This is a genomic window from Microbacterium sp. C-MGS6, assembly GCF_058140415.1.
Window position 1 is genome coordinate 3,339,253 of sequence record NZ_CM176934.1, and the last position, 11,771, is coordinate 3,351,023.

Consider the following 11,771-nt stretch of genomic DNA (forward strand, 5'->3'; position numbering starts at 1 on the left):
CCCAAGGTTAGGCTGCCCTTACACTGAAGCCATGCCCGAGATCCTGTCCTTCTCCGCCGCCCTCCGCGAGCGCTCCTCCGGCTCGCACTCCCGCAGCGAGACCGCCGGCTTCATGTCCGATCTACTCAAGGGCGAAGGGTCGCGCGAGGACTACATCGCCCTGGTCGCGCAGCACTACTTCATCTACGACGCCCTCGAAGGCGCGGGAGAGCGGATGCGTCAGGACCCGGTGGCCTCCGTGTTCCTCAGCGACAAGCTCACGCGCCTCCCCGCGCTCGAAGCCGATCTCGCCTTCCTCCTCGGCCCCGAGTGGCGCGAGCGGATCGCACCCCTGCCCACCACGCAGCGCTACGTCGACCGCATCCGTCAGGTGGGCGCGACGTGGGCGGGCGGGTTCGTGGCGCACCACTACACCCGGTACCTCGGCGATCTCTCCGGCGGCATCTTCATCGGGCGGGTGATGGCGCGGCGCTTCGGCTTCGAGACCAACGGCATCGGCTTCTACCTGTTCGACGACATCGCCGACCCCTCCGCCTTCAAGGACGTCTATCGCGAGCAGCTCGACGCCGCTCCGTGGGACGAGGCGGAGCGCGAGCGCGTCATCGACGAGGTGCTGCTGGCGTACCGCTTCAACACCGAGCTCTTCGAAGACCTCGACCGCGCCCGCGCCGCCGCCTGACCCGGCAGCGACCTCAGGTCCTCGGCAGCTCCGGCGTCGAGGCCGCCAGCCACGCATCGCGCATGAACCGGCGCACGTCCTCATCCACGCGGATGTCGCTCGGCCGCAACGGACGGGAGAGGTACAGCCCGTCGAGCGACGTGAGCCGGCTCAGCGCGACGTAGGTCTGCCCCGGCGCGAAGGCCCCGGAGCCCAGGTCGATCACGGCGCGATCGTAGGTCTTGCCCTGGGACTTGTGGATCGTCACGGCCCACGCGAGCCGCAGCGGGAACTGCGTGAACTCGGCGACGACGTCCCGGGAGAGCTTCTTCGTGTTGGGGTCGTAGGCGTACCGGAACCGCTCCCAGACGGCCGGCTCGACGTCGACCTCCTCGCCGTCGATCTCCACCCGCACGGTCCCGCCGAGGATGCGGGTCACCGTCCCGATGGTGCCGTTGACCCAGCGCGGCGGCTCTCCGGTCATCGCGGTGTCGTTGCGCAGGAACATCACCTGCGCCCCCACCTTGAGCTTGAGCTCGGATTCGGCGGGGAGAGAGGCCTCGCCGCGGCCGAAGTCGCCGTTGACCTCCGCCCGCGCGGTCTGCTCCTTGCCGGGCAGCGCGGCGAGATGCCGGCTGTTGATGCTGTTCACGATGTCGTTGCGGGTGGCGAGGGTGATCATCGGCACCTCGCCGGGCTCGGGCTCCGGCGGGGTGCGCGCGCCCTGAGCGTTGAGGATCCCGGCGATCTCCGCCGTCACCCGTCCATAGCGGACGGCGTTGAGCATGGACTTGAAGCCGTCGTCCGACTGGCGGTGGATCTGCACGAGCTCCCGCACGTGCAGCTCCGCCCGGGTGTCCACCTCGAACAACGCCCCCTGGGCTCCTTGGGCCCCTGAGCCTGTCGACGGGCCCGCCCACACCTTCGCGTCGAAGAACCAGAACGACCGGTAGTGATCCTTCACGTACCGAGCCTCATCGCCCCGGGGCGGGACCGGAGCGAGCTGATAGGGGTCGCCGAACATGACGACCTGCACACCGCCGAAGGGCTCTCCCCGCCGCCCTCTCGCCTGCCGCAGCGACCGATCGATGGCGTCCATGAGGTCGGCGTTGACCATGGAGATCTCATCGATGACGAGGGTCTCGATCGCGTTGAGGATGCGTCGGGTCGCATCGTTCTGATCGATGTCGCCGTCCCCGATGAGGCCGATCGGGAGGCGGAACAGGGAGTGGATCGTCTGCCCCTCCACGTTCAACGCTGCGACGCCCGTGGGAGCGCAGATCGCGATCTGCTTCTTCGTGTTCCAGGCGAAGTGCTGCAGCAGCGTGGACTTCCCGGTGCCGGCGCGTCCCGTGATGAACACGTGCTCGCTGGTGTCCTCGATGAGCCGGAACAGCTCCTGCTGCTCCTCGGACAGGGCGGGAAGGGACACGGTTCTCACAGGGCTGACGGGGCGGACACGGGGCGCTCCCCCATGCTACGTGCCCCGTCCGGGACGGGGCCGCCGACGCTCGGCGTCCCCCCAGGACGCCCTCCTAGACTGACCGGCATGGAGCGGGCCGGGACGCGCGCGCCCCGGCGGTCGCGCCTGGGCGCCGATCTGGCGATCCTGGGCCTCATCGGCGTCCTCCTGCTGGCCGCGATCGGCGCGGGCGGCGCGACGCTCTACCGGCAGTTCTACGGCCCGTCGGCGTTCGTGGTCCGCTATCTCGACCTGCTCTCCGAGGGGCGAGCCGCCGATGCCCTCCGCGTTCCCGGTGTCGCTATCGACCGGGAGACCCTCGATGACGCCGGGATCGACCCCGCCGCGTCCGAGGCGATGCTGCGCCGCTCCGCCCTCGGTCCGCTCAGCGACGTCGAGGTCGAATCCGAGGAGCCCTCCGGCGACGGCACCGCGGTGACCGTCAGCTACCGCGCCGGCGGCCACTCCGGCACCACCACGTTCCACGTCGCGCAGGACGGCTGGGCCGGCGTCACACCGAACTGGCGGTTCACGACCAGCCCCCTCGCCGTCGTCGAGCTCACGGTGCGCGGAGCCGACCGGTTCTCCGTGAACGGGTTCGAGGTCGACCGCCGCCAGGTCTCCGCCGCCGGGCCCGCGGCGCTGCCCCTGGAGCCTCTCCCGCTGCTCGTCTTCACCCCCGGGCTCTACTCCGTGACGGTTGACACCGCGATCGCGGAGTCCACCGGGCACGGCGTGCTCGCCGACGAGCCGCTCGCTGTGACCCCTCTCGATGTGCAGACCGAGCCGACGGAGGAGTTCGTCGACGTGGTCCAGGAGCGCGTCGAGGAGTTCCTCACCGCGTGCACCACGCAGGAGGTGCTGCAGCCCACCGCGTGCCCGTTCGGCCTGCGCGTCGAGAACAGGATCGCCGCGCCGCCGAAGTGGTCCATCGCCCAGCAGCCCGAGATCATGGTCGCGCCGTCCGACGACGGTCACTGGCAGATCCCGGCCACCGACGCCGTGGCGCACGTCGAGGTCGAGATCCAGTCGCTCTTCGACGGCTCCGTGGAGCCGGTCTCCGAAGACGTGCCCTTCCGGGTCAACGGCTCCATCGCCATCCTCCCGGACGGCTCGGCATCGATCCGCGTCGGCTCCCCGGACGATCCCGTGAAGTGAGACCGGTGCCCGGTCAGCGGCCCTGGCGCTCCGCCGCGCGCTGATCCCGGGCCGCGAGGTCGGCGAGCCGCGCGTTGTACTCCTCCAGCTCGGCATCGCCGGTGCGATCGGCATGCCGATCGCGGCGACGCTGGAGCTTGGTGTCGCTCCGGCTCCACTGGATGGCGACGGTGATCGCGAGGATGAGCGTCGGGATCTCCCCGATCGACCACGCGATGCCCCCGCCCACGTACTGGTCGGTCATCGGGTCGGCGCCCCAGTCGCGGCCCATCGCACCGAACCAGTCGGCGACCATGAGCCCCTCCTGCATCATGATCGCCATGCCGAAGAACGCGTGCATGGCCATCACGGCGATGAGGGTGATGAGCCGGCCGGGGTACGGCAGGCGATACGGCACCGGGTCGGCGCCGATCAGACTCATCACGAAGAGGTACCCAGAGATCAGGAAGTGGGCGACCATCCACTCGTGCCCGAGGTGCTCGAACATCGACCAGCGCACCAGGTCGGTGAAGTAGAACGCCCAGAGGGACAGGATGAAGATCGCCGCCGCCACGATCGGGTGCGTCACGACCCTCGCGAACGGCGAGTGGACGGCCCACATGATCCATTCGCGACCACCGCGGGTGCCGTCGTCGCGCTTGTGGATGGCGCGCAGCGCGAGGGTGATCGGCGCGCCGGAGACGAGGAGCAGCGGGATCGCCATCGAGAGCATCATGTGCCCCAGCATGTGCACGCTGAAGAGGTACTCCTGGTACGCGTTGATGGGTCCGCCGGTCACCCACACCAGCAGGAGCAGACCGAGCACCCAGAACACGGTGCGGTGGATCGGCCAGCGATCGCCGCGCACCCGGAGTCGGCGCACCCCTGCGAGGTAGAAGAAGAGTCCGAAGCCCGCCGCGACGAGCCACAGCACGTCGATGTCCCAGGCCGTGAACCAGCGCTCCAGAGTGAGCTCCGGCGGCAGCAGCGAGCCGGTGAGGATCTGCGCGGGGGTCTGCGCGAACGCGGCGACCTCTCCGGTCGGCGGGGGCGTGCGAGCGAGCGCGGCCGCCGCGCCGGAGGCGAGGCCCATGAGCGCCACCTCGCCGAGGACCAGAGCCCAGAACCACCGGGAGGCGCGGGCGCCGCTCAGCTTCGGGATCAGCCGCGTGCGGTACCAGGCGCCGAGCAGTCCCATGCCGACGAGCAGGACGGCCTTGACGACGACGATGAGTCCGTAGGGGGTCGTCCACACGGCCTCCCAGCTCCCGACGGCCACGATCGACCGCGTGAAGCCGGAGAAGGCGACGACCGCGAAGGCCGCGATCGCCAGGGACGAGTAGCGGCCGACGAGCCGGGGGAGGTCGAGCCCCTGCTGCCCGCGCAACAGCACGAGAAGGAGCAGCCCGCCGAGCCACGCCGCCGCGCCGATGGTGTGCAGGAGGATCGAGTTGACGGCCATGTTGTGTCCGTCGAGGTCCCCCGCGTGCCCCTGGGTCGCCAGCGGCAGGAAAGACACCGCGGCCAGCAGGGCGGTGAGCAGCGTGGGTGTCCAGGTGCGCCAGGCGAACGCGAGCACCGTGATGACGGCGCCCAGGATCGTTGTGATCAGCCACGACTGCCCCAGCGGGAGCTCGAGCAGGAAGCGGCCGAGCTGCGAACCGAACTCGCGCTCGATGCTGAGCTGCGGGTTGAAGGCGGCCATGAAGGAGAAGAACCCGGCGAGCCCGGCGGAGACGGTGAAGACGGCGGCGCCGATGGACGCGATGTTCAGGGCCGTGTCGAAGGTGCGCTCCCCCGCCTGCAGTCCGAAGAGCGCCAGCACGAGGGAGCCGAGCATGACGGCGCCGGCGATGTTCATCACGAGCTTCGCCAAGGGCGTGCCCCACAGCACCACCGGCCCTGGATCCTGCAGCAGCGGCGGGTTCGCCCCTCCCCCGACCAGAAGCGCCCAGACCAGAGCGGCTCCGGCTGCGACGAGGAGGATCACGATGCCGGCGAGACGGTACGCCGACGTCGGGCGCGGCGTCTCGGTGCGGGAACTCACCCCTCCAGCCTAGGCGCGCGCAGCAGGGAGAACGCACGAAGGCCGCCCCCGAAGCGGGGGCGACCTTCGAACGGGTGCGGTCTTACTTGACGGCAGCCTTGAGCTTGGAGCCGGCGGTCACCTTGACGCGCTTGCCGGCCGGGATCTTGATCTCGGCGCCGGTCTGCGGGTTGCGGCCCGTGCGGGCGGCCGTGTCGACCTGCTCGAACGAGATCCAGCCCGGGATGGAGACCTTGCTGCCCTTGGCGACGGCGTCGGAGACCGTGGCGAACAGCGAGTCGAGGACACCGGAGACGGTGGCCTGGCTCTGGCCGGTGGCGGAAGCGATGCTCGCGACGAGCTCGGTCTTGGTGATGGACTTGTCAGCCATGTCATCCTCCAGCGACGAAGGACCGTCGCATCGTGTGTGTGGGTACGAGGAGCGGGTGCTCCCCGTTGGTCGTGTGACCGCCTCGAATGTACCAACGGCGACCCGGATTTCCGCGTCATTTCGCGGGTTTCGACCTATTTCCCGGCGTGTCGCGTCACATTGGCCACTCGTGCCACAGGTTTTCGGCCGCACGCTCGCGCGTTCAGGCCGCCGCGCGGCATCAGGCACTCCCTGGCATACGCGCCTGATCCGGCGTGATCGCCTGCGTTCCCGGGCATGCAAAAGGGGCGAGGATCCGAAGATCCCCGCCCCTTCTCGCTGGGTGCTTACCAGCTCGACTTGGTCACGCCGGGCAGCTCGCCACGGTGCGCCATGTCACGGAAGCGGACACGCGAGATGCCGAACTTCGTGAGGACACCACGGGGGCGGCCGTCGATGACGTCGCGCGAACGCACGCGAGCCGGCGACGCGTTGCGCGGCAGCTTCTGCAGGCCGACGCGGGCGGCCTCGCGGGCCTCGTCGGTGGCGTTCGGGTCGACCAGGGTCTTCTTCAGCTCGGCACGACGCTCGGCGTAGCGCTCGACGATGACCTTGCGCTGCTCGTTGCGCGCGATCTTGCTCTTCTTAGCCATGGATCAACGCTCCTCTCGGAATTCGACGTGCTGACGGATGACCGGGTCGTACTTCTTGAGCACGAGGCGGTCGGGGGTGTTGCGGCGGTTCTTCTTGGTCACGTACGTGTAACCCGTACCCGCCGTCGAACGCAGCTTGATGATCGGACGGACGTCCTGAGCCTTCTTGGCCATTAGAGCTTCACACCCTTCGCCTGGAGGTCCTTGACGACGTTCTCGATGCCGCGCACGTCGATCACCTTGATGCCCTTGGCGGACACGTTGAGCGTGATCTTACGACCGAGCGAGGGCACGAAATAGGTCTTCTTCTGCACGTTCGGGTCGAAGCGACGCTTCGTCCGGCGGTGCGAGTGCGAGACGTTGTGACCGAAGCCGGGAACAGCTCCGGTCACCTGGCACACTGCTGCCATGATGATGACTCCTTCATTACCGTGAGACCGGACGGCCTCACCCAAGATCCCTTGTCTGCACGCCGCCCCGCATGCCGATCTCTCGGCGGAAGAAGGGGGAGCACACGAACTGCGCACAGGAGCGTGCGCAGACGAAGAGTCAGTCTAGCACGGCTCCGAGCAGCTGCTCGAATCGCCTGAATGGCCCCATCTCAGCCCGAAACGCCGCCATTCGCGCGACTCGAAGCGTCGGCGGCGCCCCGGCCCCACCGGAACGCGGACACCGTGGGGTCGCTGGGGATCCAGAAGCGCCAAGGGAACGCGTCCGTGCCGGCGATGCCCGCCACCCCCACCCGCGGGCCCTGGGCCACGTCGACCACGGGAGGGCCGAGCCACAACTCCGCCCTGGCGCCGTTCCGCTCCTCGCCGGTGATGGCGTCGATGCCGTCGTGCAGGGAGTGCCGCAGTCCCGCGGCCTGTCCGAGCCGTCCGGGCCCACGCGCGAGGTCCCGCCGAGCGGTGCGGCCGAGCGGGAGGACCGCACGCCGTCGCCGGGCCGCCTCCTCCACCCCGGTCACGATCTCCCCCGCGCGCAGCAGCACCCCGTCACCCTGCCCCTCGGGACCGCAGGCCACGTTGACGCAGGAGTGGATGCCGTGACTCAGGTACACGTAGAGATGGCCCGGCTCGCCCCACATCGTGGCGTTCCGGGCGGTGCGGCCCATGCGGGCGTGGGACCCCGGGTCCGCCAGCGCTCCGGTGCCCTGCCCGTGATAGGCCTCCACCTCGGTGATCCGCACGCGCACCTCCACCGGGCGACCGTCCTCGACGACCACGGTCCGCAGCTCCGCGCCGAGGAGCGTCGGCGCGACCTCCACGGCGGAGCGCATCACGTCGTCGCGGGTCGCGCGCCGCAGCGCCAGGGGCCCCGTCATGTCAGAACCGCGGCGCCGTCTGGCACCAGGACGCGTCGAAACCGGTCAGTGCGACGATCTCGTCCCCGGTCTTCATGTCGATGAGGTGCGTCTCGAGCTTCTCCGGCAGCGGCAGCAGCATCCCGTCGTAGGCGTTGTCCGCCATGTCCGGCGCGATCACCACCGCGGCGTACTGCCCGCTCGGCGACGCACAGGCCTGGAGGATCGAGTCGGCCGAACTCACCTCGACCAGCGGCGTGGCCGCGCCGGAGTCGTCGACGCGGATGACGGCCTGTCCCACCGGGAGGCCGCCCTCGTCCCTGGCGACGACGTGACGCAGCGTTCCGCCGGGGAACGGCGTGATGGAGGTCGCGGTGCCGTAGTCCGGCTCCGACGCGGCGAGCGGCTCCTCCGATCCGTCCGCCAGGTCGAGCTCCACCACCGATCCGTCCAGTCGCTCGACGATCGCGGTGTAGGTGCCGCGGGAGATGCCCTGGATCGTCGTGGCGAGACCGAGGGACTGCACGCCGGTGTCGGCCGACTGGTCCACGAGGGAGAGCGCTCCGTCGAAGTCGATGAACAGGACGGCGGCACTGTCCGGCACGAACTGCCACACGAAGACGCTCACCTGCTTGTCTCCGACCTCGGTGATGCGGGGCTCGTCGTCGCCGCTCAGCGACTGGGTGACGAGCACGCTCGCGCGCCCCTCGGTGTCGCTGAGCTCGCGATCGGAGTAGCTGTAGCCGACGAGGTTGCCCCGTTCGGACACCTGGATCGCGCCCACGTAGCCTTCTCCGGGGAGGGGGAGCTCGCGCTGGTCGGAGCCGTCCCTGTCCATCACGAGCAGCCGCGACTGGTCGTCATCCTCGACCGCGGCCACGAGCTGCGTGGACGTGGCCCGGAAGTCGTCGATCCGCGGGTGGGAGAACACCGGCTGCGCGTTCTCGCCGCTCAGGTCGGTGCGGAAGATGATGTCGTCGCCGTCGGGGTCGCGGCGCAGGAGGAAGATCGACGACGCCGGGGTCTCGAAGGATGTCGTCAGATCGGCGGCCGGTCCTCCTCCCGCACCCGTCACGTCGGAGACGGTCACCGTGTAGGTCGTGTCGTCGTCGAGGGGCACCGTGAAGCGCACGCCGACGCCCCGACCGGCGGCATCGACCGTGAACGGCACGGACGGCTCGACCGTGACCTGCTCGGGGTCGATGGCGGAGAGCGGCTGATTCGCCGTGAGGATGACGCGGCTCCCTGAGGATTCGATGGCCTGGGCGGCGTCGACCTGCACATCGGTCACCCGGGGGCCCTGGAGCAGGCTGACGATTCCGAGTCCGGTGCCGACGAGCACGAGCACTCCGACCACGGCACCGATCGTGACGAGGAAGCGGCGGCGGGACCACGGCGCGGGCGGAGGCGCATCGTCGTCGGCGGGGAGGTCGGTGGTCGGCGTCCAGCCCGGATCCGATGCATCTCCCGGTTCGCTGCTCGCCGCGGGGGTGGACGCCGGCCCCGCGGGGGTGAACACCGGCTCGGGCGCCTGCGGGATCGCGGGGACGCCGGCGGCCGCATCGGGAGCAGCGCGCTCCGCCGCCTCACGCTCCGCCGCCTCACGCTCCGCCGCCTCGCGCTCTGCCGCCTCACGCTCCGCCGCAGCTTCGCGATCGACGGCGGCCTGCTCGGCGGCGACCTCGGCGGCCATCCGCTCCACGGCCGCACGTTCCGCCGCGACCTGCTCCGCTTCAGCCTGCTCGGTGGCCGCGCGCTCTGCGGCCGTCTGCTCCTCGGCGGCGCGCTCCTCCGCTTCCCTGGCAGCGCGCAGCTCGGCGCGGGTCCGCGGGACGGCGGGCGGCTCCGGCCGCTCGTCGTCAGTACTCATACGGGTCCTTCGGCTCGTCGATCGCCACGACATCGGTCGGCTCGATGTGCAGGGAGCCGTTCTCATCCGCACGGACGGTCCCGGTGATCTCGACCCATTGTCCGGTCTTGTACGCGTCCGCGTCGACGCTCACCGGCAGCGCCGCCGTCTGGGCGTCGATGACGCAGTGGGTGATCACGAGCCGGGTGAGGTTGACGCCGTCGCCGTCGCCCGGCGTGACGAAGCCCTGCAACGTGACGTCGGCCCCGTCGTAGGCCGTGGTGTTCGTCGCGGCGGCGAAGACGCTCGCCCAGTCGCCCACGCCGAACGTCGACGTGTCCGCGACCCCGAGGGCGACCGTGTCGGCGCCGGCGAACAGTGCGGTCTCCTCCCCGGCGCGCGACATCGCGAGCTCGACCGAGAGCGAGGCGGGAGGCAGGACGAGTGCGGAGACGACGACCCCCGTCGCCACCACACCGCCGGCCAGAGCACCGACCCCGGCGAGGGTCCGGCGCGACGGGACGGAGGGGCGCTCGCTCTCCTCAGCGGAGGAGTGCTCCGACTCCGCAGATCGGGCGGAGGAGGGACCGTGGTCGTGCCCGTGATCCTCCTCCGCGCCCAGGGGCAGCGTGCACGACCAGACGGCTCCGGCGAGAGTGACCACGGCGGCAGCCGATGCGAACCACACCGACTCCGGGCTGATGTAGAGGCTGAGGCGGTCGGTCACCGCGAGGCCGAGGGTGACGACGGCGACGACGGAGGCCAGACCGATCCCCAGCCACCGGGTCGCGAGGGCGCGCGTGCGGACGGAGAGCTCAGGCAAGGACGTTCACCCCGATCCCGATCGCGAAGGCCGACGCCAGCACGACAGCGGTGATCCCGACGAGCGTCCGGGTGGTGAAGGTCGTGCGCATCAGCGCCAGCATCTTGATGTCGACGAGCGGCCCGACCAGGAGGAACGCCACGAGGGCCCCCGAGGAGAAGGTCGACGCGAACGACAGCGCGAAGAAGGCGTCGACATTGGAGCAGATCGCCACGACGATCGCGAGCAGCATCATCGCGACGATGGACAGCACGGGGTTGGCGCCGATCGTGAGCAGGACGTCGCGCGGGATGAGGACCTGCACGGCCCCCGCCAGCGCGGAGCCGATCACGAGCGCCGGCATCACGGCCCGCAGCTCGACGAGGAACTGCGTGAGGCTGCGGCGCACGGGAGTTCCCGGCTCGTGGGTCACGCGCTCGCACGTGTCGACGAAGCGCTGGGTGAGCAGCGACTCCGGCGAGGGGTGGCGGCTGTAGATCCAGCCGATGAGGTTCGCGATGAGGTAGCCACCGACGAGGCGGGCGACGAGGATGCCGCCGTCCCATCCGAACGCGGCGTGCGTCGTGAGGATCACGATCGGGTTCACGATCGGCGCCGCGATGAGGAAGGTCAGCGCTTCCGCGGGGGCGAGTCCGCGCATCATGAGTCCGCGGGCGAACGGGACGTTCCCGCACTCGCAGACCGGGATGAGCATGCCGAGCAGGGAGAGCACGGCGCGGCGGGCCCAGGCGCGGCGCGGGAGCCAGCGGTGGATGACGTCCGCCGGGAGCCAGACCTGCACCACGATCGACAGCAGCACGCCGAGCACCACGAACGGCAGCGCCTCGATCAGCACGCTGAGAGCGAGTGTCAGACCGTCCTGCGCGCGGGTGGGCAGCGAGGCGGGGAAGAGGGTGGGGAGGAAGGCGTCGATGAGGAACAGCGCCGCGACGATCACGACGCCGATGCCGACGGCGATCCACGTCGAGCGCGGCGAGGGCGCTCGACGGTGCGTGTGGCCCGGACGGGTGGCCGTTCGTGCCGGGGCGGTCACGCTGTCGCAGTCCTCTCGGCGTCGCGCTTGTTCGCGCAGGGGGTGCACAGTCCGAAGATGTCGACCACGTGCGCGGCCTCGGTGAAGCCGTGCAGGGCGGCCGTGCGGTGCGCCCACTGCTCCACGTCCTTCGCCTCGATCTCGACCGTGAGGCCGCAGGACCGGCAGATGAGGTGGTGGTGGTGGCCCTGGGTGGTGCACGCCCGGTAGAGCGCCTCCCCCTCGGGGCTCTGCAGCGAGTCGGCATCTCCGGCCGCCGCGAGTCCGGCGAGGGCGCGGTATACAGTGGCCAGGCCGATCCCCGTGTTGTCGTCGCGGAGCGTCGCGTGCAGGCTCTGTGCGCTCACGAAACCGCGCGCGTCGGCGAGCGCTTCGCGCACGCGTTCGCGCTGCCAGGTGTTCCGCTGAGCCATGCCATCGATTCTAGGCCGCCGGGATCGGCGAGGGCTGGGAGCGC

The 11,771-nt window shown here is 70.4% G+C and carries 13 protein-coding genes; 2 read left to right on the forward strand and 11 right to left on the reverse strand.

Annotation, left to right across the window (positions count from 1 at the left end):
- The first annotated feature begins 31 nt into the window (after positions 1–31).
- The gene (locus tag AC3B5L_RS16520; RefSeq protein ID WP_060922936.1) at positions 32–679 is read left to right on the forward strand and encodes a biliverdin-producing heme oxygenase; all 648 of its coding nucleotides are present in this window, start codon (positions 32–34) and stop codon (positions 677–679) included.
- Between the two features lie 13 nt (positions 680–692).
- Here AC3B5L_RS16520 and AC3B5L_RS16525 read toward each other — a convergent pair whose 3' ends face one another.
- On the reverse strand, positions 693–2,090 hold the full coding sequence (locus AC3B5L_RS16525) for an ATP-dependent DNA helicase (protein WP_259952533.1): 1,398 nt from the start codon (positions 2,088–2,090) through the stop codon (positions 693–695).
- Positions 2,091–2,207: 117 nt separating this feature from the next.
- Between AC3B5L_RS16525 and AC3B5L_RS16530 the strand changes: the two genes are divergently transcribed.
- Entirely contained in the window at positions 2,208–3,278 is a 1,071-nt protein-coding gene (locus AC3B5L_RS16530; RefSeq protein WP_187662683.1) for a hypothetical protein, read from the forward strand.
- Between the two features lie 13 nt (positions 3,279–3,291).
- Here the strand turns inward: AC3B5L_RS16530 and AC3B5L_RS16535 are convergent, their stop codons facing one another.
- The 10 genes from AC3B5L_RS16535 to AC3B5L_RS16580 form a co-directional block, all read right to left on the reverse strand.
- Positions 3,292–5,304, reverse strand: coding sequence for a bifunctional copper resistance protein CopD/cytochrome c oxidase assembly protein (locus tag AC3B5L_RS16535; protein WP_232089123.1), 2,013 nt, complete (start codon positions 5,302–5,304; stop codon positions 3,292–3,294).
- Between the two features lie 82 nt (positions 5,305–5,386).
- On the reverse strand, positions 5,387–5,674 hold the full coding sequence (locus tag AC3B5L_RS16540; protein ID WP_017203554.1) for an HU family DNA-binding protein: 288 nt from the start codon (positions 5,672–5,674) through the stop codon (positions 5,387–5,389).
- 326 nt (positions 5,675–6,000) lie between these two features.
- Positions 6,001–6,306, reverse strand: a complete 306-nt coding sequence (gene rpsN, locus AC3B5L_RS16545; RefSeq protein WP_017829734.1) for a 30S ribosomal protein S14 — start codon at positions 6,304–6,306, stop codon at positions 6,001–6,003.
- A 3-nt stretch (positions 6,307–6,309) separates the two neighbouring features.
- Complete coding sequence (rpmG, locus tag AC3B5L_RS16550) at positions 6,310–6,480, reverse strand: 50S ribosomal protein L33 (RefSeq protein ID WP_017203558.1); 171 nt, start codon at positions 6,478–6,480, stop codon at positions 6,310–6,312.
- Entirely contained in the window at positions 6,480–6,716 is a 237-nt protein-coding gene (rpmB, locus tag AC3B5L_RS16555; RefSeq protein ID WP_017203559.1) for a 50S ribosomal protein L28, read from the reverse strand. The genes rpmG and rpmB overlap by 1 nt, the downstream gene beginning before the upstream one ends.
- Before the next feature lie 191 nt (positions 6,717–6,907).
- Positions 6,908–7,630, reverse strand: a complete 723-nt coding sequence (locus AC3B5L_RS16560; protein WP_259952550.1) for a DNA-3-methyladenine glycosylase — start codon at positions 7,628–7,630, stop codon at positions 6,908–6,910.
- 1 nt (position 7,631) lies between these two features.
- On the reverse strand, positions 7,632–9,479 hold the full coding sequence (locus AC3B5L_RS16565; protein WP_259962644.1) for an Ig-like domain-containing domain: 1,848 nt from the start codon (positions 9,477–9,479) through the stop codon (positions 7,632–7,634).
- Positions 9,469–10,281 carry a TIGR03943 family putative permease subunit gene (locus tag AC3B5L_RS16570; protein WP_187662685.1) on the reverse strand — a complete coding sequence of 271 codons (813 nt, stop codon included), beginning with the start codon at positions 10,279–10,281 and terminating at the stop codon, positions 9,469–9,471. Before AC3B5L_RS16570 ends, AC3B5L_RS16565 begins: the two co-directional genes overlap by 11 nt.
- Positions 10,274–11,314, reverse strand: a complete 1,041-nt coding sequence (locus AC3B5L_RS16575; protein ID WP_187662686.1) for a permease — start codon at positions 11,312–11,314, stop codon at positions 10,274–10,276. Before AC3B5L_RS16575 ends, AC3B5L_RS16570 begins: the two co-directional genes overlap by 8 nt.
- Complete coding sequence (locus tag AC3B5L_RS16580) at positions 11,311–11,727, reverse strand: Fur family transcriptional regulator (RefSeq protein WP_187662687.1); 417 nt, start codon at positions 11,725–11,727, stop codon at positions 11,311–11,313. The genes AC3B5L_RS16575 and AC3B5L_RS16580 overlap by 4 nt, the downstream gene beginning before the upstream one ends.
- Positions 11,728–11,771: the final 44 nt, after the last annotated feature.